Source organism: Paraburkholderia jirisanensis, assembly GCF_054782355.1.
The window spans coordinates 111367-136935 of sequence record NZ_BAAGSQ010000005.1 but is presented as its reverse complement, the minus strand read 5'-3'; the positions used below and the strand labels follow the sequence as shown (position 1 = coordinate 136935).

The 25569-nt window shown below is 66.2% G+C and carries 13 protein-coding genes; 4 read left to right on the top strand and 9 right to left on the bottom strand.

Annotation, left to right across the window (positions count from 1 at the left end; all coding sequences use genetic code 11):
- Window positions 1-154 precede the first annotated feature (154 nt).
- On the top strand, window positions 155-682 hold the full coding sequence (locus ACYVNQ_RS03890; protein WP_460900954.1) for a DUF6622 family protein: 528 nt from the start codon (window positions 155-157) through the stop codon (window positions 680-682).
- Between the two features lie 196 nt (window positions 683-878).
- Here the strand turns inward: ACYVNQ_RS03890 and ACYVNQ_RS03885 are convergent, their stop codons facing one another.
- The 6 genes from ACYVNQ_RS03885 to ACYVNQ_RS03860 all read right to left on the bottom strand — a co-directional run bounded on the left by ACYVNQ_RS03885 (window position 879) and on the right by ACYVNQ_RS03860 (window position 17538).
- The gene (locus ACYVNQ_RS03885) at window positions 879-1952 is read right to left on the bottom strand and encodes an OmpA family protein (RefSeq protein WP_460900953.1); all 1074 of its coding nucleotides are present in this window, start codon (window positions 1950-1952) and stop codon (window positions 879-881) included.
- 103 nt (window positions 1953-2055) lie between these two features.
- Window positions 2056-9042: a YadA-like family protein gene (locus tag ACYVNQ_RS03880; RefSeq protein WP_460900952.1), complete on the bottom strand. Its 6987-nt coding sequence runs from the start codon at window positions 9040-9042 to the stop codon at window positions 2056-2058.
- Window positions 9043-9616: 574 nt separating this feature from the next.
- Complete coding sequence (locus ACYVNQ_RS03875; RefSeq protein WP_460900951.1) at window positions 9617-10459, bottom strand: Hpt domain-containing protein; 843 nt, start codon at window positions 10457-10459, stop codon at window positions 9617-9619.
- A complete protein-coding gene (locus tag ACYVNQ_RS03870; protein ID WP_460901025.1) occupies window positions 10459-11100 on the bottom strand; it encodes a response regulator in 642 nt (213 codons plus the stop codon). Before ACYVNQ_RS03870 ends, ACYVNQ_RS03875 begins: the two co-directional genes overlap by 1 nt.
- Before the next feature lie 759 nt (window positions 11101-11859).
- The gene (locus ACYVNQ_RS03865; protein ID WP_460900950.1) at window positions 11860-15840 is read right to left on the bottom strand and encodes a DUF748 domain-containing protein; all 3981 of its coding nucleotides are present in this window, start codon (window positions 15838-15840) and stop codon (window positions 11860-11862) included.
- A gap of 276 nt (window positions 15841-16116) precedes the next feature.
- Window positions 16117-17538 carry a DUF1254 domain-containing protein gene (locus ACYVNQ_RS03860; RefSeq protein ID WP_460900949.1) on the bottom strand — a complete coding sequence of 474 codons (1422 nt, stop codon included), beginning with the start codon at window positions 17536-17538 and terminating at the stop codon, window positions 16117-16119.
- Between the two features lie 232 nt (window positions 17539-17770).
- Between ACYVNQ_RS03860 and ACYVNQ_RS03855 the strand changes: the two genes are divergently transcribed.
- From ACYVNQ_RS03855 to ACYVNQ_RS03845, 3 genes are all read left to right on the top strand, one after another.
- A complete protein-coding gene (locus tag ACYVNQ_RS03855) occupies window positions 17771-18415 on the top strand; it encodes an FMN-binding negative transcriptional regulator (RefSeq protein WP_460900948.1) in 645 nt (214 codons plus the stop codon).
- 171 nt (window positions 18416-18586) lie between these two features.
- Complete coding sequence (locus ACYVNQ_RS03850) at window positions 18587-21307, top strand: heavy metal translocating P-type ATPase (RefSeq protein ID WP_460900947.1); 2721 nt, start codon at window positions 18587-18589, stop codon at window positions 21305-21307.
- Between the two features lie 312 nt (window positions 21308-21619).
- Entirely contained in the window at window positions 21620-23581 is a 1962-nt protein-coding gene (locus ACYVNQ_RS03845) for a methyl-accepting chemotaxis protein (RefSeq protein ID WP_460900946.1), read from the top strand.
- Window positions 23582-23777: 196 nt separating this feature from the next.
- Here the strand turns inward: ACYVNQ_RS03845 and ACYVNQ_RS03840 are convergent, their stop codons facing one another.
- The 3 genes from ACYVNQ_RS03840 to ACYVNQ_RS03830 form a co-directional block, all read right to left on the bottom strand.
- A complete protein-coding gene (locus ACYVNQ_RS03840; RefSeq protein ID WP_460900945.1) occupies window positions 23778-24398 on the bottom strand; it encodes a flavin reductase family protein in 621 nt (206 codons plus the stop codon).
- Between the two features lie 153 nt (window positions 24399-24551).
- A complete protein-coding gene (locus ACYVNQ_RS03835) occupies window positions 24552-24827 on the bottom strand; it encodes a hypothetical protein (protein WP_460900944.1) in 276 nt (91 codons plus the stop codon).
- 499 nt (window positions 24828-25326) lie between these two features.
- Window positions 25327-25485 (bottom strand): hypothetical protein, encoded by a 159-nt coding sequence (locus ACYVNQ_RS03830; RefSeq protein WP_460900943.1) that lies wholly within the window; start codon window positions 25483-25485, stop codon window positions 25327-25329.
- Window positions 25486-25569: the final 84 nt, after the last annotated feature.

Sequence of the window (25569 nt, the reverse complement as noted above, 5' to 3'; positions counted from 1 at the left end):
TCGACGTCTATTGATTCGTCAGGCCTGAGCGCCGGCCGCCGGCCGCACGTCCCTCATTTTTCGCTAATTCAGCGTCGCTACGATGCACCTCGTCGGCAGTTAGAGCGTTTTTCTCCCCGCCGAAACCAATATCAAGGTCAAAACGGAGGTCATCATGTCACTGGTCGAAATCGTTCACGGCGCGCCGATCTGGGTCTGGGTGCTGCTGGTCTATCTGCTGTCGCGCGGTTTCAAGGCGCTCAAGAGCGGCACCGCGCCGCTGTCGCGGCTCGCGATCATCCCGGTCGTGTTCGCCGGCTGGGGCATCCTGCATCTGCTCACGTCTCCGCTCATCGGGTGGTCGGCAGCGTTGGCGTGGTGCTTCGGCGCGCTGGCCGGCATCCTGGGCGGTGTGTTCCTTGCGAGCCGCAGCCGCTTTATCGTCGATCCAGCCGCCAACACGGTGATGTTGCCCGGCTCCGTGGTGCCGCTGGTGCTGATCGTCCTGATCTTTGCCACCAAGTTCTGGCTCGGCGTCGAACTGGCCACCGTGACGAATCTGTCGATGCTCGGCTGGTACGCAATGATCGACGCGGGTGTGTCGGGAATAGTCGCAGGGGTGTTCGGCGGACGCTTTCTCACCTACTGGCGCGCGATGAGCGCACGGCGGATCGTGCAGAACTGTTCGCACAGCGGCGCCTGAAACCAGCTTGCGACACCGCGCTTGCGGGCCGGTACCGGCCGCAAGCGCTCGCGACGTTTCGCGGGACGGCGCACGCAGCGGCGCGCGGCTGCGTCCCTGCGATACGCGGTACTGGTGCGGCTGCTTCGATACGGTACGCGGCGCGCCGCTGCATCCATGCGGCACGCCGCGCGCCCAGGCGACCGGGCTCGCTGCGTTACTGCCCCGCTCCCGGTTGTGCCGCAGCCGGCTGCTTGCGCGAGAAGTTCAGCTCGACACGCCGGTTCGGCGCCAGACAATCGATCAACTGTGCGCGGTTCCGGTTGTCGCACTGCACGACCGGATCGCTCTTGCCGCGGCCGCGCGCGGTCATCGGCACATCGACACCCCCCTGCTGCAGATAGCGCTTCACGGTGTCCGCGCGGCGGGTCGACAATTGCTGGTTATAGCGGTCGCTGCCGAGCCGGTCCGTATAACCGTCGATGCCGATTGCCGTCACGTCGTCGACCTGCTTCAGATCGCCGACCAGCTGGTCGAGCCGCTTGCGGCCATCGGGCAGCATCCCCGCCATGTCGCTGCGATCGAACCCGAAGGTCGTATCGCCTCGTAGCGTGATTTTGGCCGGAATCTGCGGCGGCGGTGGCTCAGGTGGCGGCTTGCACGCGTCAAGCGCGGCGTTGAGCGCAGGCAGGTTCGTGGTGACGCGCTCGACGCGCACCGCGCTGCCGGTGAAATCGCGCGTCCACGCTTCATGTCCCGCATGCAACATCTCCACTTCCGCGCACGCCGCCAGCCGCTGCGCCGGCGTGCACATCGGAAAGGCCGGCGCCCCCTTCGCGGCCAGGATCTGCTGCCACAGGTCGGGACGCACCGCCGTCGCCGTGCGCAGCGTCGGATTGTCCGCAGCGAGGCCATTGCCCGTTTCGAGCGATGCCGTCAGCCGGTCCGCCTCATGCAGCGCTTCTTCGACAAAGCCCCAGTGGTTCAGGTCCGAACGCTCCTGTTGCGCCGCATCGAGCCAGCATTGCGCCTTGTAGCCGAAGTAGTTGTCCTTGCGCGTGGCCAGCGCGTCGAGCCGCCGCCGCACGTTCTCCAGCTTCGTGCGGTTGTCCGTGCCGCGGTAGGTGTCGAGCCATTGTGGCGTCGCGGCGCCCGCGGCGGCGTCCTGCGTGGTACCGAAGCCGGTCTGCAGGACCGTCGGGTTCTGCACCTGCAGCGCATCGCGCGTCGCACTCGACGAGCAGCCGGCCAGCAACGCCGCGCACGCGAGGGTGATCAATGAATACTTCATGTTGGTGTTCCATCAAGAATGGGCCGCGCGGGACCTTCCCGCGCGGCCCGGTCAACGAGGCCTGGGTGGCGGCATGACCCAAGGCCATGCCGTGCGTGACGCTTTAGTTGCCGAACACGATGCCCACGCCGGCGCGCACGATCGTGCTGTTGCCGCCCGCACTCGATACGCCGAGGTTGTAGTTGACCGTCCCCTTTTCGTTCCAGCGCGATACGCCAAGGCCGAGCGCCGCCGTGCCGCGGTAGCCGGCTACGCCCGCATTGAGCGTGGTGCGGCCAGGCAGATACGGCGTAACGATGTTCAGCGCCGAGGCGGCGGCAATCCCGCGGCGGTTGTCGCGGTCCATGTCGTGCAGGTTCTTCTGCAGCCCACTCACCGCGCTGTTCAACTGGCCGACATTCACCGCATCGGTCGCCGCGCTGCCTGCCGCCACGTTGGTGATCTGCCGCTCGGCGCCCGGCGCGCCCATCGACACCGTGTTGTCGCGATCGGCCACCGAGTTCGCCCCGAGCGCGACCGCATTCGTCGCGGGCGCCGACGCGCCGACGCCAAGCGCGACCGAGTTGTCGCCCGACGTCACCGTGCGTGCGCCGATCGCAATGGCCGCGGTGCCGGAGGCCACCGAGCCGTTACCGATCGCGATCGCATCGCCGCTCGCGGCGCCGGTCGGCAGATCGTTGGTGATCACCGTGGTCGACGACGACGGCAAGTTGTTGATCTGCACCGTCACGTACTGCTCCATCTGCCGCACGTTGACCGCATCGAATTGATCGACGCCGGCGGCGATGTTCTTCAGTTGCGTCGGTGAGCCGCCGGCGTTGAACGTCACGCTGGTTTTCGATGTGTTGTCGTAGGCGACGAACGCGTTGGTCACAAGGCCGGTGCTCGGGTCGACCGTGAGGCCGGCGGCTTTCAGCTGCCGCAGGTTCACGGCGTCGGCATCGCCTTTGGCGTCGGCCAGGTTGGTCAGCGTGACCGGCGCGCCGGCGCCGTTGAGCGTGACGCGATCGCGCGAAGTCGAGTCGTAGACCACCGCGTTCGGGTCGCCGCCCGAGACCAGCGCCGAATTCACCGCGGAGAACGCGTTGCCGACGTTGTCGTAGGTGTTCTCGCCGACCTTGTAGGCCGGCTTCGTCACCTTGCCGTCCGCGCCGACTGCCGCGCCACCGCCAAGCGCTGCTGCAAGCGAATCGGCCGTGCCGTACAGCTGCGCACCGTTGATCGCATCGCGGCTGGTCGCCGAGACCGCACCCGCGGCCAGATTGGTCAGTGCCACCGGCACGGCCGCGCCGACGCCGCCCAGCGTCAGCTGGTCGTGCGCCGACGTGTCGTACTTCACCGCATCGACGCTGCCGGTGCCGCCGATGTCGGCGACTGCGGCCAGCGCGCTGCCGACGTCCGAATACGTACTGCCGCCGATCCGGTACGCCGGCTTCAGCACCACGCCGTTCGCATCGAGCCCGGCCTCGCCGCCGAGCGCGCTCAACGCGCCCTTCAGCTGCGTGACGTTCACCGCATCGAAATTGCCGCTGCCGGCCGCGACGTTGACGATCTGCCGCTGGGTCGTCGCATTGCCCACCGAAATGGTGTTCGCGCGGTCGGCCAGCGAGTTGCCGCCGAGCGCGATCGAATTCGTGGCGGCTCGCGCAGTGGTTGCGTTGGCACCGATGGCCACCGAATAAGAGCCATTTGCCGTCGATTTCATGCCGACCGCGACAGAGTGGTCGTTTTCGACGGCAGCCATATAGCCCACCGCCACGCTGGCGGTCGCATCGTAGCCAGTCGATGCCATGTTGCCCATTACCGTCGAGCTGATCGACAGCGCTGCCGCGCCGGCGCCGAACGACGTCGTCTCGCTGCGCAACGAAGCCGCGCCGACGCCGACCGCCAGCGCGTTCTTGCCGGTTGCCGCTGCCATCGGTCCGACTGCCATCGCGTTTTCGTCGTCGGAGGTGTGCGTGCCGGTCGTGCCGGCGGTCACCTTCGGGCTGACCGCAATGTAATCGGTGACCGGTACCGCGGCGCCGGCGCCCAGCAGCGCCATCGCCTTGACACCGCCACCGCCGCCCGACTTCACGAGCTGCTGCTTGAGCGCGTCCAGCTGGCCCACCGTCGCCACGTCGGTCGCATCGAGGCCGTTGGCCACATGCGTGATGCGCCGCTGCGCGGCCGCGCTGCCGACCGATACCGTGTTCGGCTGGTCCGCCTCCGAGTTGTAGCCGATCGCCACGGCGTTCGCGAAGCCCGACACGGCGTGTGCGCCGAGCGCCATCGCGCCTTCTTCGGTCGCCTTCGCGCCGGAGCCCATCGCCATCGAGCCGAAGCCCCCCGTGCGCGAACCGGCGCCGATCGCAAGCGATTGCTCGCCGTATGCATAGGTAGCGCTGCCGATCGCGACCGCACCTGCGCCGCTGGCCTGCGCTTCGGCCACGGCCGGGTCGAACGGATCTGAACGCACGCTGATGAACTTGGTCGCCGACGACACGTCGTGATTGATCGTATCGACGGTATGCCCGACTGCTGCGAGCGCCGAGCCGACGTCGTTGTAGGTCTTGTCACTGATCGTGTAGATCGGCGCCTTGATCTTGCCATCGCTGCCCGCTACAGCGCCGCCGCCGAGTGCGGCTGCGGTGGTCGATGCGGTATTGAACAGCTGCGCGCCGTTCACCGCGTCCCTGCTGCCAGCTGTCAGCTGGCCGGGCGCCACGTTCTTCAGTGCGACCGGCGCGAGCGCGCTCGCGCCGCCGAGCGTCACGCTGTCGCGCGCGGAGCTGTCGTACTGCACGGCGCTCGCGAGACTCGCTGCGGTGCCTGCTGCGACGGCCGATTTCAGCTGGCTCACGTTGACCGCGTCGGTGCCGGCTGCGCCGGCGGCGAGGTTGGTTACGCGGCGTTCGCTGCCGACCGAGCCGACCGATACTTCACCGGCTGCCGTCGTGCCCGCCAGATCGAGCGTGCCGGGCTGGTATGCCTGCAGGCCGAGATTGGTGGTGGTGGTCGCGTTCGCACCGAGCGCGACCGAGTTCGCGGCGGTCGCGCGCGCATTGCCGCCGATCGCGATGGCCTCGCTGCCGGTGGCCTGAGCTGCGTCGAGCGTCGATGCGGCGGTGAAGTATTTAATGCCGCTGCCGTTCGTGATGTTGTTCACCACGTTGTTCAGGTTGGTCACGTCGCCGGATACGTTGGCTACGTCCTGATTCGTCTTGTACAACTGCGCGCCGTTGACTGCATCGGTGCTGTTCGCGCTTAGCGAACCCGCGGCAAGCCGTGTGATGCGCGTGCCGTCGGTGCCTTTCAGCGTGATCGACGCGCGCGTCGCGTCGTCGTAGGCGACGAAGGCGCTGGTTACGTTGCCGCTGGTGTCGAAGCCGGCGCCGAGGTCCTTCAGCTGCTTGACGTTCACTGCGTCGTTGTTCGCCTTGCCGTCGGCTACGTTGGCGACCGTTACCGGCGTTGTGCTGCCCTTGCCGCCGAGCGTTACACGCGTCTTCGCCGAGTCGTCGTATGCGACGAACGCGCTGGTCACGTTGCCGCTGGTGTCGAAGCCGGCGCCGAGGTCCTTCAGCTGCTTGACGTTCACTGCGTCGTTGTTCGCCTTGCCGTCGGCTACATTCGCGACCGTCACCAACGTCGTGCTGCCTTGACCGCCTAGCGTTACACGTGTCTTCGCCGAGTCGTCGTACGCGACGAACGCGCTGGTTACATTGCCGCTGGTGTCGATGCTTGCGCCGAGGTCCTTCAGCTGCTTGACGTTTACCGCATCGTTATTTGCCTTGCCGTCGGCTACATTCGCGACCGTCACCGGCGTCGTGCTGCCTTGACCGCCTAGCGTTACACGTGTCTTCGCCGAGTCGTCGTACGCGACGAACGCGCTGGTTACATTGCCGCCGGTATCGAAGCTCGCACCCAGATCCTTCAATTGCTTCAGGTTCACCGCATCGGTATCCGTGGTGCCTGCCGCCACGTTGACGACCTGCCGCTCCTTGCCCTTCGCACCCACCGAAACCGTATTGGCACGCTCGGCCAATGCGCCGGCGCCGAGCGCTACCGCCCCCTTCGCCGTCGCGTTCGCCGCGCCGCCGATCGCCACCGAATCGTCGCCGCCCGCCGTCGAATCCGCCAGCGCCGAGTTCGCGTGGAAGTATTTGACGCCGCCGCCATCAACCGTGATGTGGTTCACCACATTGGTCAGATTGGTCACGTCGCCGGCCACGTTGCTCACGTCCTGGTTCGTCTTGTACAGCTGCGCGCCATTGACCGCCTCCGTGCTGCCCGCAGCCAGCGTGCCGGCCGCTACGTTCGCGAGTTTCGTGCCGCCGCTGCCCTTCAGCGTCACGCGCTGCTGGGTCGAATCGTCGTAAGCGACAAAGCCGCCGTTCACGTTGCCGCCGCTATCGAAGCTCGCGCCCAGGTCCTTCAGCTGCTTCAGGTTGACGGCATCGGTATCGGCCTTGCCTTCCGCCACGTTCGCGAGCTTCACTGCCGCCCTCGGGCCAGTGCCGCCGAGCGTCACCTTGTCGTGCGCGGACGTGTCGTACTTCACCGCATCCACTGCACCCGCACCTGAAAGCGCCGCAGCAGCGATCGCCGTGCCGACGTCCGTGTAGGTCTGCCCGCCGACCGTGTAGCTCGGCCGCTTGATCGCGCCGTCCGCACCGACGTCCGCGCCGCCGCCGAGCGACGCGGTCACGCCCTTCAGCTGATCGACGTTGACCGCATCGTTTTTCGAAGTCCCCGCGGCGACGTTGACGATTTGCCGCTGCAGCGTGCTGTTGCCGACCGAAATGGTATCGGCGCGATCCGCGACCGACTTCGCGCCGAGCGCTACCGTGCCGGTTGCGCTGGTCTTCGCGCTGTTGCCAATCGCGACCGAGTTGTCGGCGCCTCGCGCAGTGCTGGCATAAGTGCCCATCGACAGCGAGCTGTTTGCGTTGGTTACCGCATAGGTGCCGATTGTTACCGTATCGGAGCCTTCGGAGGCCGCCATATAGCCGATCGATACGCCGTTCTGTGCGTCGTAGCCCGTCGATGCGCCAAGGCCGACCACCGTCGCGTTCATCGCGAGCCCGGCGGCACCTGCACCGACCACCGTCGAACCGGTACGCAACGCGCCCGCCCCCGCGCCGACTGCCAGCGTATTGACGCCGGTTGCCCCCGCCGTCGGCCCGATCGCCATCGCATTCAATGCGTCCGATACATGGGTCGGGCCGCCCGGCGTGGTGTTGCTGCTAACCGCGATGAAATCGGTAACGGGAGGGGTCGCGCCAAGCAGCGCCGTCGCCTTCAGGAGGCCGCCGCCAGTCTGCTTCACCAGTTGTTGCTGCAACAGGTTCAACTGGCCGACGGTTGCCACGTCGGTCGTATTCACGCCTGCTGCGACGTTGGTGATGCGCTTCTCCGCGCCGGTGTGGCCGACCGAAACGGTATTCGCTTCATACGCCTGCGCGCCCGAACCGATCGCCACCGAATCGTCGAACTGCGCACGCGCGCCGGTGCCGATCGCGAGGCTGCGGTTGCCGGCCGCGAACGAACCGCCGCCGATCGCGGTGGTCTCGTTGCCCATCGACATCGCTTCCGGCGCGCCCGACACGACCTTCACGTATTTCGCCGTGGTCTGCACGTCCTGGCCGAGTACGCCGATGGCGTTCATCGCCGATGCGACGTCGTTATAGGTAGTGCCCGAGATCGTGAACCTGGGCGTCGTGACCGTGCCGTCGCCGTTGACCTTCGAACCGCCACCGAACGCGCCCGCGACGCTGTTTGCCGTCGCATACAGCTGGCCGCCGTTCACCGCCTCCTTGCTGTTGGCCGCGAGCTGGCCGGCCGCGACGTTGCCGATACGCACCGGCGTGTTCGCGCCGGCACCGCCAAGCGTCACGCTGTCGCGCGCGGAGGTGTCGTACATCACGCCGTTCGCGGTGCCCGCGCCCGTCTTTGCGTTGACCGCCGACAGCGCCGCGCCCACGTTGTTGTACGTCGTGCCGTCCAGCGTATAGGCGGTCGACACGCGGCCATTGGCGTCGACGGCAACCGCACCGCCCAGTGCATTCGCGACGCTGGTCGTGGTCTGATAAAGCTGCGCACCGTTCACTGCTTCGCCGCTGTTCTGCGCGATCGCGCCCGCGGCAACATTGCTCAGCTTGACCGGCTGCGCCGCACCGACGCCGCCCAGTGTCAGCGTCGTATGGGATGAATTGTCGTAGCGCACCGGGTCGGCCACGCCGCCGCTGGCCACTGCGTTCTGCACTGTCGTGTTCAGCTGCTTCAGGTTGACTGCGTCGGTATCGTCGGTGCCCGCGGCCAGATTGGTCAACTGGCGTTCGGCGCCCTGCTTGCCGACCGACACGCTATTGGCACGCGTCGCGACCGACTCGTAGCCGAGCGCCACCGACTGATACGCGAGCGCCTGCGCATGCCCGCCGAGCGCAGTGGATGACTCAGCCGAGGCGAGCGAGCGGCCGCCCGCCGCCAGCGCATAGGGACCCTTCGCCTGCGCTTCGCCGCCGAGCGCGACCGCGTGGTACAGGCCGTCCGCACGCGAATTCATGCCCAGCGCGACGTTGCCTGCGCCCTGCGCGAACGCGGCCGCGCCGATCGCCACCGGTCCGCTGCCGGTACTCGTGCTGCTCTGGTCCGACACGTAGGTCACGCCGTTCGTGCTGGTGCTAATCGCGCGTGCGGCACCGCCGATCGAGATCGCGTCGTTGCCGCTCGCCGACGAATCCGGCAGCGTGGAGTTGACGTGGAAGTACTTGAGGTTGCTGTTGTCGGACGTATACGTGTCGACCACCTGCACGGTAACGCCGTTATTGCCGGCGTTGATCGTGCCGACGCCCGCCGCGCCGACGCTGGCAAGCGGCGCCGCCGCGGCGTTCGTGCTGCCTGCCGCGGTGTTGCCGGATGGCCCGGCACCCGGCTCGTCTGCATACGCGAGGCCGATCGAGCCGAACGTAGCGACCGACGCGAGCGCGGCCGATGCCAGGTTGCGGGCCCGGCGGTTTGTCTTGCGCCCGCTTGCGTTGACGTTTTCCGCCGCGGCGACATAGGTGCCCGCGGACGCATTCCAGACTGACTTATAAACCTTATTCATCCCTCTTGCCTTTCTGCAAAATAAAACCGGTGAATTTTCGTGTGCGCTTTATGAACGGCGAACGACGGTTTCGACAAAGAAAGTCGCATCGATCCGGCTTATTCCGATGCAAACCTTTTGACGTGAACAATCTAGCTTTCGCGCTTATATCGAAAAATCAGGAAAGGCTGGAGCGATGTAGGATTTTGCTGAGCATGCGAGAGGAAACCGGCATTTCTGGTCGACCGCGGCTGCACAACCGCCCCGCGCGGGCCGCTGGAACAACGGAATGCAGTTGCAGCGTCCGGCCCCTGCCGCTACACGATCAATACACGTTGGGAAATGCGCTTCAAACGACGGGAAATTTCCGATGATTTGTCGCCACGGAGATCTTTATAATTTGTCCATACACGATCGGATATTCAATAACCTGGCATTACATCCATTCATCGAATACCGGATATATTTAATGATCTTTCATTCAGGATGGACTCATTGCGATTTATTCAATTCCACTAAAGCGGAATTTTTCTGAACAACAAAAGAATCAGATCGGTCAACGCATCACGCCCGCATCGCGCAGGTTGCCGTCCGGTCAACGGTGCGCCTCGGCGGTCGACTCGCGCTCGAGTGCGCGTGTGAGCACCGCGTTCAGGCTTCGCACGACGCTGACAAAGATCGGCAGCACCGCCTGCACGCCGCCTGGGTCGCGACGCGCCACGGCGCGCTCGACGCGCGCAGCCAGTTCCACCACATCGCCGCAATTGAACAGCCTCAGCGAACCGTTGATGCGGTGCATTGCATCGCCGAGCTCGCTCCATGCCATACGATGAGCAGCGGTTTCGATGGTCGCCAGTATCTGGCGGTTCGAATCGAGCAGAATGCGCATGAATTCAGCCGCAATCGCCTTATCGTCGCAGGCGAGCGCATCGACGCGCGCGCTCAGCAGCCGCCGGTCGCTGACCACCAGCACGATGCCGCGGCGCCGGCCCGGCATCGCAGCCGGGCGCGTTGCGCTGCGCGGCGACGGACGGCCGCCGCCTGCCTGCGAGCCGCTTGATGAGCCTCTCGATGAGCCGGTTGGCAAGCCGCTTGGCGAGCCTGATGGCGAGCCTGACTGCGAGCTTGCTTGCCCGCCGCTTTGCCACGCGTATGCCAGCTCGTCGTATTGTCGCCCGCTGACCACCGTCGCACGCACATCGTGCGACCCCGCCGACACACCCGCATGGTTCAGGATTGCCGCGGCTTCGCGCGGCTCGCCCGCGATCAGCGCCAGCCAGATGGCATCGCGCGCCACCCAGCCGGCGCTGCGCGCATGCGTGCACACCATGCCGGCACACTCGCCGGTGCGGCGGGTACTCGCGCGCACCGCGCCCACCGACACCGCCGATAGTTCGCGCGCGCGGCCGTCGCGCCGGCCGTCAAGCCGCCCCCTCATCACTGCTGGGTCGACGCGATACCGCAGCGCCGTGCGAAATCGACCAGACTAACGAGCGTATGCACACCCAGCTTATGCATGATCCTCGCCTTATGGCTGCTGACGGTCTTGTTGCTGATGAACAAGGCCTCGCCGATCGCCTTGTTCGACATGCCCTTGGCGAGCATCTGCAATACCACCAGTTCCTTGTCGGACAGCAGTTCGAGCTTGTCCTGCTCGCTGACCGTGCCGACCAGCGGCGCCACCACCGTGCCCGACGTGACCGGAAATACGCTGTATCCCGACAGGATCGCCTCCACGCCGCGCATGATTTCCCTGATGTCCTGCGCCTTGCTGACGAAGCCCTGCGCGCCGGCCCGCACGGCGCGCTGCACGAAGGTCGACGCATCGTGTCCGGACAGGATCAGCACGCGGATCTCCGGATGCGCGAGCCGCAGCCTCGGAATCACGTCGAGCCCGCTGATGCGCGGGATATCGAGATCGAGAATCGCCAGATCCGGCATGTACTGGCGCGTCATCTCTACGGCTTCCTGGCCGTTGTCGGCCTCGACGACCTCTCCCATGCCGGGCAGCTGCGCCAGATGCGTCTTGATCACAAGACGCAGCGCCGGGTGGTCATCCACGATCAGAACCGTAGGCATCATCTGTTCTCCAAATTGTGTTGTTATGGCGACACGCGCGCATGAAGATCGCGTGACGAGCACGTATCGATCCGGACGCCCGCTTGCGCGACGACGCTGCCCGATACTGTGACAGACCGTTTCGGCAACCGAAGTATCGGCACCGGGAGGTTCCTGTATTGCAGTGATATCGAATGCCTCATGTTTATCATGCGGCGCCCGCAACGCGGTCATGCAAATTCATTGCGAGGGCTGGCGGCCGCGCACGACAGGCCCGCGCCAGTAGCCTTCGTGCGGGCGTGCCGGTCGCTTGCTGCCCAAGCCGTGGCGGGTCTCGTGGCCAACTCGTCGCTCGACTTGCGGTTCGATTCAGCTCACATGTCAGCACCACCGCTGCGGCTTTCATCGTTTCCTACGTCGAACGCACCGGCCCTCACAAAGGCTTGAGCATAAACAGGTTCACCCGTCACCGAATCCAGGAAATTTCCCCGCTCGCGGTCGGATTCGTCAGGACTTGCAATGGGCTGCCGGGGCCGACGCGTTGCAACGCGTCGGTTGGACGCGCGCGGCCGCGGCTGAAGCGCGGCTGCGTTGCACGTGCAGTGGAGGTGACGGGGGAGTGGCAATGCATCGCCGGCGCTCTGCTGAACGGCAACGGCTGATTGGGCCGACGATGGTGGGAGATGTGACACCATCGATGCGGCCGACCATCGATGCGGCCGGCCGTCGTGATGGGCGGCGCCTGCTGCTACCGGCGCCCGCCCGCCATGCAAGACTGCTTCACTTCAGGCCGAAATCCACCCGCGTGGTCGGCCCCTTGTCCTCGATGCCTTTCGCATCGAGCTTCGGCGCGACGATAAATACGCGGCTGCTTTCGATCTTGCCGTCGAAGTACTGCTGCACCGCCTGCGCGCGTTGCTGTGCGAGCGTGCGCAGGCCCGCTTCGTTGACCGGCGCATGCTCGGCGAGCGCGTTCTTCATGTCGTCGTCGGGCAGCGTTTTCGTCATGCCGATCAGGTTGCTCGGCTTCTTGAAGTCAGCGTCTTTATAGGCCTTTGTCAGGTACTTCTGATACTCGTTCGGCGCGACGCTGATGTTCGACGTATCGACGCTCTCGCCGTTGCCGACCACGTCCTTCAGTTTCTGCTGCTTGACCAGCCGGTCGACGTAGCGCGTGCGCAGCGCCGGTTCGTCGACCGCCGGATCGACGCGGCCGATCAGGTCGATCCGCACCGACTGCTTGTCGGTCAGCGCCTTGGCGATCGTATCGAGCTTTTTCTGCGCGTCGTCGGACAGCTTCGCGGAGCCCGCGTCGAATGCGACGTAACCCAGCTCTTCGCCGCCTCCGCCGCCAAATGCATGCGCGAGCAACGTGAACGGCGCGGTCACCGCTCTTTGCAGCAGGTTCAGCACCGCACGCCAGATCAGCCCGCCGACGCTGAACTCCGGATTGTCCAGCGAGCCGGACACCGGAATGTCGACGTCGATCTCGCCGCGCGAATTCTTCAGCAGCGAAATCGCCAGACGCACCGGCAGTCTGGTCGCCGTGTCGTTGTCGATGTGGTCGCCGAACGTGAGCTGGTCGATGAAGATGTGGTTGTTGGCGGACAGCAGGTTGTTGTCGAGCTTGTAGTGCAGGTCGACGTTCAGCTTGCCCTTCGTGATCGGGTAGCCCGCGTACTTCGCCGAATACGGCGTGAGGTTGGTCAGTTCGATGTCGTGCGCGGTGGCAGTCAGATCGAGCGCGGGCTTCTCGATCAGCGGATTGACCGAGCCGCGAATCGTGATCGGACCGTTCGCGGCCAGCTTCGCGGCGACGTCGACCGGCGCGGAAGTCTTCGAATCGGTGCCGAACGCGCCGATCGTGCCGTGAATCGACACCAGGTTCGCCGTGTAGTTCGGCTTGATGAAGTTGTCGGTGTAGGTGACGCGGCCGCCTTGCAGCACTAGTTGGCCGAAATGCAGCTTGACCGGCGCGTTTGGTGCAGCCGCTGCGTGGCGCGGTGCGGTGGCGCTCGACGGCTTGGCCGTAGCGGCGGCCGGCGGCGTGGAGGCCGCCGCGATCGTTGCCGCAGCGGCTGAAGCGGCCGGTGCCGCTTGTGCTGCCTGCCCCGTCTGCGATGCAGCGCGCGGCTCGCTGGCCACCGCCGCTGCAGAAGCATCCCCTGCAAGCTTCACTTCGGCGCTGCCCGCCGGCGTCAGCGGAATCGGCTCCTTGCCGCTGGTGTCGCGCGTCAGCGATTGTTGCTTCGCGCCGCCCTTGCCGCTCGCCACCACGTCGCTCAGGTTCAGCTTGCCCTGCGCATCGAGCAGCACGCGGCCGTAGAAATTGGCGAACGTCACGCGCGCCGCGTCGACTTCGGTGCCGTGCTCGTCGTAGTTCGCCTTCAGGTTGGTCAGCGCCAGCGAGCGCCAGCCGGCAAACGGATCGGAGGTCGCCTTGTCGAGCATGCGCACGTCGACCAGCGCCGCGTCGCCGCGGTACGACGCCTTCAGCCCGCCGCCTGGCTTGCCGGGCGTGTCGTCCTGCGTCAGTGCGACATCACCCTTCGCATTGAGCAACGCACTCGCCACCGTCGCGTTCAGCTTGCTGCCGAAATACGGCTCGAACGCCGCCGCGTCGAGCCGGTTCGCATCGAGCTTCAGGCCGAGCTTGAGCGGCGTCGCCGTGACGTCGCCGCTCACGCCGAGCGTGCCGTTGCGATTGACCGTGGCCTGCAGTTCGATCGGCAGCGGACGGCTCAGGTCGTCGCTGATCTGCCTGATCTGCAATTGCAGCGGCGCCACCGTCAGCTTGACCGGGCGCGGCGTGGTGTTGTCGGTGAAGATCGCCGAGCTTTCCTTCAGGTTCAACGCGCCGATCGTGTAGTGCCACGCCGGGCCTTCTTCCTGTGCTTTCTTCACCGCGTGCACTGCCGTGCGCTCCTGCGCCTGCTGGTGCGCGCCGGCCAGCGCCAGCAGGTCGATGCTGCCGTCTTTCAGGCGCTGCGCGTCGATCGCGAGGCCGGTGGCGTCGACGCTTGCGATCTCGGCCTTGCGCGCGCTCAGGTCCACGCCGGTCAGCGCGACGTGCCCTTGCGCGAGCGCGATGGCCGGCTGCTGCGCACCGCGCGCCGCCAGCCTGAGCGACTGCAGGTCGAGCGTGCTGGCGCCGATCTTCAGGTCGGGCGGGGACTTGGCCCAGTTCGCGCTGAGATTGACCGACGCCGACAGCGCGCCGTCCAGCACCTGCGCGGCGGTAACTGTGTCCAGGTACGGCTGCGCGGGCGGCAGCGCGAGCGACTTCAGGTCGAGCTTGACGTCGGCCGTCTTCGCCGCCATGCCGAACGAGCCGGACGCGTTCAGTGTGCCGCCCGTGTTCTTCGCACGCGTGTCCAGCGTGAAGCGCGCGGGCGTTTTCGCTAGCGAAGAGAAGTCGGTGAGCGACACGGCGAGGTTGGTCAGGCCTGTGTCGACCGGGCGCGATACGGCGGCGTCGGCAATGTCGACCGTGCCGTCGGTCAGGGTGAAACGCTTGATGGTGAGGTCGAGAGGCGGTGGCGGCTCGGCCGGCGCGTTGGCGGCAGATTGTGATGAGGCAGGCTGTGAGGCTGCAGCAGCCGCACTGGCAGCGGGTGCGCTAGCGGGCGTGGCGGCGACAGGCGAGGACGCCGCAGCCGGCGCACTCGCTGCATTGGCCGCATCGGCCGGCGCCGCGGCGAAGGTCTGCTGCACGCTCAGCACGCCATTCTTGTCGCGCGCCAGCTTGACCGTCGGCGCATCGACACGGATCTCGTCGAAGTGATACACGCTCTTCAACGGCTCGAGCAGCGCCGCGCCGACATGCACCGCGCGCGCCGCGAAGAACGGCGCCTTGTGCTCGTCGAGCACGTCGACGCCGTCGAGATCGGTCGTGCCCGACACGCGCAGCGTCGGCGTCTCGCCCGACATCACGAAGTTGAGCTTCAGGTCGCTCGACAGCTTGCCGGCCTGCACGGTCACCGGCAGCTTCATCGGCACGTAGGACAGGATGCGCGGCACGTCGAGATCGTCGAAGCGCAACGTCACTTCGGACTCGCGCGATTGCGCAAACGGCTTGGTCTTGCCGTCGAGCGCGAGCGGACTGCCGTCGATACGCATGCGCAACAGCGGTTGCACGAAGATGTCGGTTTTCGAAGGCAGCGTCGCGATGAACGGGATGCCGAGGCGCCATTGGTCGATCACGTGTTTCGTGTCGAGCAGCCGGTCGTCGAAGGTGATCGAGCCGTTCTCGAGGCGGATGTTGGACACGGAGAACAGCGTCGGCTTGCCGTCGTCGGGTTTGGCCGGCTGCTTCGCGAACTTCTCGATCAGGTCGGTGAAATTGAAGCGCTGCGCATCGTAACGCACGATATGAAAACGCGGCGAATCGATCTGCACTTCATCGACGATCGGCGCCGCGCGAAACAGCGAGGCCCACGAAGGCCGCACGATCAGCCGTTCGATATCGATGAAGTCGCCCTGGCCGCCGCGCTCGCCGACATGAATGCGATCGGCTTCGAGATTCAGCGTGTACGGATTGAGCGCGATGCGCCCGATGGTCGCGGGCCGGTCTAGCTGCTTCGACAACTGTTGTTCGGCGATGTGGCGAATCAGCGGCGGCGCCGCGAAGAAACCCAGCAAGCCGAATAGCAGGACGAAGATCAGCAGGCCGATCAGGATGCGGCGGGTACGCCGCGCTTGCGCGACGTGGCGCACGGTCTGCAGGGAAGATGCGAGCGTTGCTTTGTTGAGGCTTGCCATTTCCGGTCGCGGGTGATGCGGCGGCAAGCCCGCCGCGTTTGACGAAGGTCAGGTTGCGGCAAGTATAAATCGCGCCCCGGAAAGGCACAGCAAATGTAAGGCGGATGTTACGAATCGCGTGTGGAGAAGGCGTTCGCAATGGAATTGAAGGCTCGCAAGCAGGCTGTACTTCGGAGCGAACCTCAAGCTTGAATCGCGCGGATGAATCATGCGGCGCGGCGGCGCATTTTTTATGCGCCACCGGCCGCACCGCATCCCGCTTGTTCGCGTATCCGCTTATTGCCGCACGATGCGCGGCGGCTGCCACGTGCCGTCGCCCGCTTCCGGCTTCGGCGCATACAGGCGCATCACCAGTTCGAATGCGCCGCGCGGCACCTGCAGCCAGTTCGCCGCCTTGCGGCGCGTCGCCGACAGCGTGATGTCGACCGAGCCGTCGCGATTGCGCCGCAGGCCGGCGCGATCGCTAACCACGGCGCGCGCGGGCGTGCTGTCCTCGTCGAGCTTGCCGTCGTTGGTGTACGCGGTGATCGACCAGAAGCCGCGCGCCGGCGGCAGTTGGCCCGGTGCGAAATGAATCACGTAGCGGTTCGCACCGTTCAGCGGAAGCCCGTCGCTGTCGAGCGTGCCGGTGGCGCGCACTTCGTCATCCTTGGTGCCGATGCCCGGTTGCGTGTAGGCGGCATACGCACGTAGCGAATAGTCCGGGCCATAGCTGCCGACGCCGTCGCCGAACCAGTTCCAGCCGTTCGCCGAAAACACATTGGTCGGCGCCGTCTGCACGCGCGCGCGGCCGTCCGCGACGCCCGCTACCAGCGCGTCGCTGGCACCGGACGGCAGCGCCACCGGCTGGTCCGGCTTCACGCCGAGGTCGGCAAGGATGCTCAGCGCATGCGGATCGGCCGGCGCCGGCGGATTGTCCGGCAACAGCTTCGCGAGGCGCTCGAAAAAGCCCTTCGCGTCGAGCGCCGCGACCTGCGACACCGGCGTGCCCGCCGCGACCTGATCGCTCGCGCCGTAGCTGCGCGCGGCCGTCTCGGTGGGATCCGCGTCGCCGTTGTAGATGTCCAGCGGCGCGAGCCGCATCGCCTTCTGCAGCTTGCGCACCGCGGCGAGATCGCGCGGGCCGTTGCTCTGCACGCGCACGTCGAGCCATACATAACGGGTCGGCACGTCGATGCGCTTCGCGTTCTTCGGCAAATCGCCCTGCCAGCCCGCCTGCGCGAATGCCACCGTCTGCGCCTTGAGGCCGGTCACGCGCGCGCCGGTCTGCGTATCGGCGCTCGACCAGACGACGTTGCCCCACATGTCGAGCGCGCGCGCATCGATATAACGGTTGCGCGAATCGGGCAGCGACAGGATCACCGGCTGGCTCGCGAGGTCGAGCCACGCGGTCGAGTTGAGCGTATCGACGCCCGGGGTCGGGCGGTTCACCGCGCCGGCGGGCGGCAGCGCCTGCGCATGGCGCAGCGCATTGACCGGCGCCTGCCCCGGAGCGCTGCCGACCGCGGCGTCGCGGGCCACACCCATCAGCACGAGCGGATAGCCGAACACGTAAGAGTCGGCTACCTCATCCTGGATCCATCCGGTCTGTTTGGGCTGCGCGGTGGGAGTGGAACTGCAACCGGCAAGAAATGCAAAGGCCGCCAGTGACGTGCAAGCCAGTTGAAGCGAAATAAGATCGCGGCGATTTTTTATCATTCGAGAAACAGGCGGTCCGTTAGGAAACTTCGCCAGCCGTGGCACCAGACTATGCTGGCCGCCGTGTTACTGACGCGTCCCCTGATTGGTTGGATTATGCACACGCGTTGTATCGTATCCGTGACACGCAAGCAAGCATATCCGCGATAAGTCGAGGCGCAGCCCGTGTTTTTGCGCTACCGTTGCGAGTTTCGCAACAACCTGGCCGCGTATTTCTTCCCGGAGCGAATCCATGTATCTTCCCGCGCATTTCGAAGAGCAACGCGCCGACGTGCTGCATCGGCTGATCGCCGACTATCCGCTCGGCTCACTGGTGACGATCGGCCCGAACGGGCTCGATGCGAACCACGTACCGTTCGAATACGACGCGACGCAGGGCCCGCACGGCACCTTGCGCGCGCATGTGGCGCGCGCCAATCCGGTCTGGCAGGAAGTCGCGCAACAGCCGGATGCGCTGGTGATCTTTCATGGGCCGGCCGCGTATATCTCGCCGAACTGGTATCCCAGCAAGCACGAAGCGCATCGGCAGGTGCCGACGTACAACTATATGGTGGTGCACGCGCACGGCCGGATCGCGGTGCGCGACGACGAAGCGTTCGTGCGCGGGCTGGTCGCGCGGCTCACGCGCAAGATGGAAGCCGGCGAACCGGCGCCGTGGAAAATGGGCGACGCGCCGGCTGACTATATTGCGCAGATGCTGGCGGCGATCGTCGGGATCGAGATCGAGGTGACGCGGCTCACCGGCAAGTGGAAGTTGGGGCAGAACAAGGCCGAAGCAGACCGGCGCGGCGCAGCCGGGACACTTGGCGAGCGTGATGGCGACGCGCAGCAGGCGGTGGCGGCGGCGATGGCGGAGGGTTTGCCGCGGCAAGCCTGAGTGGCCTGAGTGGCCTGAGTCGCGTGAGTGGCTTGGGCGCAACCAACATTTGCCTGCTTTTTTTGCACGGACGCACGCCGGGCTCCGTTTTTCCCTTGACCTTCCCATCATGGGAATGTCGATACTGGGTTGATACCGCGGTACCCGAACCGCAGCAGGAGCCCAGACACCATGAACGATCTTGCCGCAGCTACCGACGCCAACACCACGTCGAACCCCACCTCGAACGCCGAACTCGACATCCAGGGGATGACCTGCGCGGCATGCGCGCTGCGTGTCGAGAAAGCGCTCGCCAAAGTGCCGGGCGTCGGGCGCGCCAGCGTCAATCTCGCGACTGAACGCGCCACCGTGCAGGCCGAGCCGTCCGTCGCGCTCGACAGCCTGCTCGCCGCAGTACGCAAAGCCGGCTACGACGCGATCCCAAGTGCCGCTGAATCTGCTGCCGGCGGCGCGGCCGGCGGCACGGCCGAAGTCGCCGAACTGGCGATCGGCGGCATGACCTGCGCGGCCTGTGCGATGCGCGTCGAAAAGGCGCTCGCCAAGGTGCCCGGCGTCGCGTCCGTATCGGTCAATCTCGCTACAGAAAAAGCAAACGTCCGCCTGAGCGGCGCCACCACGCCCGGCATCGACCGGCTGATCGAAGCGGTCAAAAAAGCGGGCTATCAGGCCACCCCGTTGCTGGACGAAGCCGCCGCGCCCGGCACCGCTCCCGCCGCTGCGCCCGATCCGGCGCGCCGCGAGCTGGCGGCGGTGGTGATTGCCGCGCTGCTCACACTGCCGCTCGTCGCACCGATGATCGCCGAGCCGTTCGGCGTGCACGAATTCCTGCCCGGCTGGCTGCAGCTCGCGCTGGCGACGCTGGTGCAATTCGGCTTCGGCGCGCGCTTCTATCGCGCTGCGTGGCGCGCGGTGCGCGCCGGCGCGGGCAACATGGATCTGCTGGTCGCGCTCGGCACGTCGGCCGCGTACGGCATCAGCGTGTATCAGCTCGCGACCCAGAGCGGCGGCGCGATGCATCTGTATTTCGAGGCGTCCGCTGTGGTGATCACGCTGGTGCGCTTCGGCAAATGGCTCGAAGCGCGCGCCAAGCGCCAGACCACCGACGCGATCCGTGCGTTGAACGCATTGCGGCCGGACCGCGCACGCATCGTGGTCGGCGACGCGCAGTACGAGGTGCCGCTCGGCCAGTTGCGGGTCGGCATGATCGTCGCGGTGCGGCCGGGCGAGCGGATTCCGGTCGACGGCAAGGTGCGGGAGGGCCGCACGCATATCGACGAAGCGCTGATCACTGGCGAAAGCATGCCGGTGGCCAAGCAGCCCGACGATCCGGTCACCGCCGGTTCGATCAACGGTGAAGGCGCGATCACGATTACGACCACCGCGATCGGCAAGGAGACGACGCTCGCGCGCATCATCCGCCTCGTCGAAACGGCGCAGGCCGAAAAGGCCCCGATCCAGCGCCTGGTCGACCGCGTGAGCGAACTGTTCGTGCCGGCGATCCTCGTCATCGCGGTGCTGACGCTGGCGGGCTGGCTGCTTGCCGGTGCCAGTGCGGAAACGGCCATTCTGAATGCGGTCGCGGTGCTGGTGATCGCCTGCCCGTGCGCGCTCGGCCTCGCGACACCTGCCGCGATCATGGCGGGCACCGGCGTCGCGGCGCGTCACGGCGTGCTGATCAAGGACGCGCAGGCGCTGGAAATCGCGCATCGGATCGACGTGGTCGCATTCGACAAGACCGGCACGCTGACGCTCGGCCAGCCTGCGGTGACGGCATTCGAGCCGGTGGCGGGCGTCGATCGGGATCAGGCGCTGGCGCTTGCGGCGGCCGTGCAGCGGCATAGCGATCATCCGCTGGCGCGCGCGGTGGTGAAGGCGTTCGACGCGCGTAGCGTGGAACGCGGCGTGGAACGCGCGAACGCAACGCCTGGCGATACGGATCGCGCAGCAACGGCCCGGACCGCGGTGGCTGCCGACGTAGCAGGAGATCATGCAGCGGCGGTAGCCGCGGACACAACCACCGGCGCCCTTACGGATATCAGCAACGCGACCACGACCATCAGCGCAGCGGCTTCGGCCGCCCCGAATGCAGTAGCGTCCGCCGCCTCGCTCGTTCTGCTCGAAGCCAGCGCCGCCCGCGCCGTACCCGGTCGCGGCGTCGAAGCCGACATCGGCGGCCGCACGCTGGCGATCGGCAGCGGCCGCTGGCTCGCGGAGCTCGGCATCGAGGTGCCCGCGCCGCTCGTCGAACGCGCGCGGCAGCTCGAATCCGCGGGCAACACCGTGTCGTGGCTGATGTCGCACAACGAAACCGGCGCGCCGCCCGCCGCGCTCGCACTGATCGCGTTCGGCGACACCCTCAAGCCGACCGCGCGCGCCGCCGTCGCGCGCCTCAAGCAGATGGGCATCAGGAGCGTGCTGGTAACGGGCGACAACCACGGTAGCGCGGCAAGCGTCGCGGCCGCGCTCGGCATCGACGAATTCCACGCGCAAGTGCTGCCCGAAGACAAGGCCCGCGTGATCCGCGACCTGAAGATCGCCAGCGGCGGCGTGGTCGCGATGGCCGGCGACGGCATCAACGACGCGCCCGCGCTCGCCGCCGCCGACATCGGCATCGCGATGGCGACCGGCACCGACGTCGCGATGCACGCGGCCGGCATCACGCTGATGCGCGGCGACCCGGCGCTGGTTGCCGACGCGATCGACATCTCGCGGCGCACGTGGAACAAGATCCGGCAGAACCTGTTCTGGGCCTTCGTGTACAACCTGATCGGCATCCCGCTGGCGGCACTTGGCTTGTTGAATCCGATGCTGGCCGGCGCGGCGATGGCGTTCTCGAGCGTCAGCGTGGTGAGCAACGCGCTGTTGCTGAGGTTGTGGCGCGAGCGGCGTTGATGACGGCGCTTGCGAACGCGTGCCACGTGCGGGCACGTGCGGCACATGCGGCACGCGACGCGGCGGACATCGCTGGTTCTTGAGCGCGGGTGCCGCACCCAGCTTTTTGAGCGCGCATCCGAAGTCATGCGGCGTGTGCCGAACAGTCGACCGCCCGAGCGCCCTCATCCATTACACCCCGCTTTCAATTCACTAAAGAATCCCCCACCCGCTGCCGTTAACAGTTGTCAGGTCGCGAGATCCTATACCGTGGGCAAACTCTCGCGACACGGGGCTCACCCCAGCCCCGTCCCCGTTACGCCAGCAACAGCCATGGAATTCCCCACTCTGCGTCGGCTAAGCGTCGGCGCCAGGCTTGCCATGCTGTCGTGTGCACTGGTGGCATCGATCTTCGCGGTCTTTACTTGGGCCGTCACGCGTTCGGCCGGCGCGCAGATCAACCAGCAAGTGCTCACGCGCATCGCCGACAAAGACCGCTCGATCGCCGATACCATCGCGCTATTCGACAAGGCGCTGTCCGCCGAAGTCGGCCGCTCGATGACCTTGTTCGAGAGCTTTCTGCCGAAAAACTTCACACTCGACGAGGCCCAGAAAATCGACATCGCCGGTGTCGCGACGCCGACCTTCAAAGCCGGCGACAAGGCACTGAACCTCGATTTCTCGATCCCCGACCAGTTTCTCGCGCAAAGCGGCGCGATCGCGACCGTGTTCGCACGCAGCGGCGACGATTTCGTGCGCGTCACGACCTCGCTGAAGAAGCAGGACGGCACGCGCGCGATCGGCACGCTGCTCGACCGCAAAGGCCCGGCCTATGCGCCGGTGCTGGCGGGCCGCACCTTCACCGGCCTCGCGCCGCTGTTCGGCAAGCGCTATATCACGCAATACAAGCCGATCGTCGACGCGAGCGGCCGCGTGATCGGCGCGCTGTTCGTCGGCGTCGATGTCGACGAACAGATCCGCTCAGTCGAAGACGGTATCCGCCAGTTGAAGATCGGCGACACCGGCTACTACTTCGTGCTGAATGCGTCGAACGGCGCGGAGCGCGGCAAGTTCATCGTGCATCCCGCCGCGGCGGGCCAAAGCGCCGATGACAGCAACGCGCCCTACCGGCAGATGCTCGATGCGAAGGAAGGCAGCCTCGCCTACACGTCGACCGACGCGACGCTCGGCGAAACTGGCACGAGCGACAAGATCGTGTCGTTCGTCACCGTGCCGCAGTGGCAATGGCTGCTCGGCGGCGTCGCGAAACGCGACGAAGTGCTCGCCGAAGTGAACGCCACCCGTACCCGCTTTCTGCTGATCGGCTTTGCGCTGGTTGCGCTGTTCGCGGTGCTGTTTCTGCTGGCGGTGAGGCGCCTCGTGAGCCGGCCGCTGGAGCAGGCCGCGATGGCATCCGAGCGCTTCGCGGCCGGCGATCTGAGCGTGCGCGTCGCCGATGGACGCGGCCGCAGCGACGAAATCGGCCGCCTGATGCAGTCGATCGACGGTATCGGCGAAGGCCTCGCGCGGATCGTCACGCAGGTGCGCAGCGCGGCGGCCGACATGACGCACGGCACCGCGCAGATCGCGAGTGGCAGCGGCGATATCGCCGCGCGGGTCGCGACCCAGGCAAGCAGCCTCGAAGAGACGGCCGCGAGCATGGAGGAGTTGACGTCTACGGTGCAGCAGAACGCCGGGCACGCGGCGCAGGCCAATACGCTGGTCAGCAACGCGTCGGCCGCTGCGGTGGACGGCGGGCGCGCGGTGGAACGCGTGGTGTCGACGATGGGCGAGATCAGCCAGTCGTCGAAGAAGATCGCCGACATCACGTCGGTGATCGAAGGCATCGCGTTTCAGACCAATATCCTCGCGCTGAACGCTGCCGTCGAAGCGGCGCGCGCCGGCGAGCACGGCAGGGGTTTCGCGGTCGTCGCCTCGGAAGTGCGCGCGCTCGCGCAGCGCAGCGCCGCGGCGGCAAAGGAAATCGACGGGCTGATCGCAGCCTCGAGCGCGCAGGTCGAAAGCGGCTATCGGATCGCCGAGGAAGCCAGCGTGACGATGCGCGGCATCGTCGAGCGGGTGGGCCAGGTGCAGACGATCATCGGCGAGATCAGCGTCGCTTCGCGCGAACAGTCGGGCGGCATCGAGCAGGTGAATCTCGCCGTCACGCAGATCGGCGAGGCGACGCAGCAGAATGCCGCGCTGGTGGTCGAGGCCGAACATGCGGCCGCCGAGTTGCGTGAGCAGGCGGACCGGCTTAGCGATGCGGTCAGTGTGTTCAAGCTGCAGGCGTAGCGCGAGGGTTGAGGTGACGCGCGCGGAGCTGATGTGCGCGGGGCTGATGCGTACTGGGCTGATGCGCGCACACTCGCTCGCAGATTGAGGCGCTGCGTGCGCGGCGCAAATCGCGTAGAGATTTTTTCCGCAGCGTGGAGCGCGACGCGCGCGGCGCGTGATCCCTCTCTGTCACGCGCCGCTTGCGACGCTCCGTCTACACCCTCGGCCGCAACATCTCGAACATCTCGCCGATCTCCGCGTAGTCGCCGCGGTATCCCGCGCGCATCACCGGCTGCGCGGCAAGCGTATCGAAGTGGCCATCGTCCGTCAGATAAGCCTTCTGGATGTGCACGCCGACCACCTGGCCGAGCGCCAGCCAGTTATTCATCGGCTTGCCGTCGAGCGAATGCAGGCGTACCACCTGCAGCAGCTTGCACTCGAGCGCGGCGGGCGATTCGCCGACATGCGGCACCGCCACGTTGTGCCCGGCAACCGGCGTCAAGCCGGCCAGCTCGAACTCGTCGACCTCCGGCGGCACCGGCGCCGAAGTCCGGTTCATGCGCTCGGCAAGCGTCTTCGACGTGAGGTTCCAGACGAATTCGCCGGTTTCCTCGATATTGCGGATGCTGTCCTTATACGGCTCGCTGCAAAAGCCGATGATCGGCGGAAACGTCGCGAACGCGCCGAAGAAACTGTAGGGCGCGAGATTCACCTGGCCGTTCGCGGCGCGCGTCGAAATCCAGCCGATCACGCGTGGCGCGACGATGGCTTTGAACGGATCGTGCGGCAGGCCGTGGCCGTTCATTGGATCGTAGAAGTGGACGTCGTCGTTCATGCGGGTTCCTGCGGGCTGGGGGTGGTCGGTCTGACGAAGGTGCCCAGCATAGCGCAGCGCGCGTTTTGTGACTCGCATGCAAAAATGGCCGGCCGCTGGTGAGCGGCCGGCCATCCTGAGACGTCGTGCGCGGCAGTGATGCGCCGCGGACCATTAGCGACGATGGTCGTCGTGGTCGTGATCGTGGTCGTTGTGGTGATGCGGGTCGAAATCGTGCGGGTGACGGCGCATCCACTCGTCATGCGCGTAGTAGCGGTGGCCGTCCCAGTAGCGGTCGCCGTGCCAGCCGAGCGAGATGCTCACGCCGACCGGAATCATTTGCGGCTCGCTGTAGTAGCTTTGCGCGGAGGCGCTACCTGCTGCGAGCAGTGCGCCACCGGCGATCAAGGTGGCCATCAGGGTACGCGATGCTTTGCTAAGTGCTTTCATGATTGTGCTCCCGTAGAGGAATGTTGCTGGCGCAGGGCGGGTTGTCCGTTGGGCTCGAGCCCGTTGCCCCTGCGCTTGAGAACAACTGTAGCGACGCGGCCGATATACAAACGTGAGGACTTGTAAGCGCGCATTTCAGATTTGGTAGGCGCCATGCAGCCCTATTAAGCGCAACAGCCCGTTTTTCAAGATAAAAGCGCGGAGCAGGCGCTCTGAGAATGATTTCAATGCTGTCAGCGGCGGTTACATTCCTTTCGGACAAGAAAGCAGACGAAAGCTGAACGCATGCTGAATAAGGGCCACGGCGGGCGGTCCTGACAGGACTGCACCGGGACGGCACGGCGGAGCGCAACGCCGGTTAGCGGCGCGGTCCGTTCGGGCTTTTCGCCGCTTTTCGAGTTTTCATCGCTGGAAAAGCAAAGTGCCCGGGGTTACCGGGCACTTGAACTACATCTGGACGGCCTTGGCGCGTGTGCCGCGCGGCGGGACGGCCCCAAGATCAGTCCGTCAGGCGAACGCCGAACAGCGTGGCTTGCGAGCGGCGCAGGCGCTCAGCTTCGCGTTGGCGCGCTTCGAACGAATAATCCGAATCGAGCGGCAGATGCGGCGACGCGAAGAGATCGCTGACCTTTTGGAACAGGGCGAAAAGAAAGTTCATGGCGACTCCCGGTGTGTGGTTGGCTAGGGTTTTCCCTTAAGAAGCGAGTATAGGGTTTTCCCTATAGCGCGTCTAGTGCGCTGC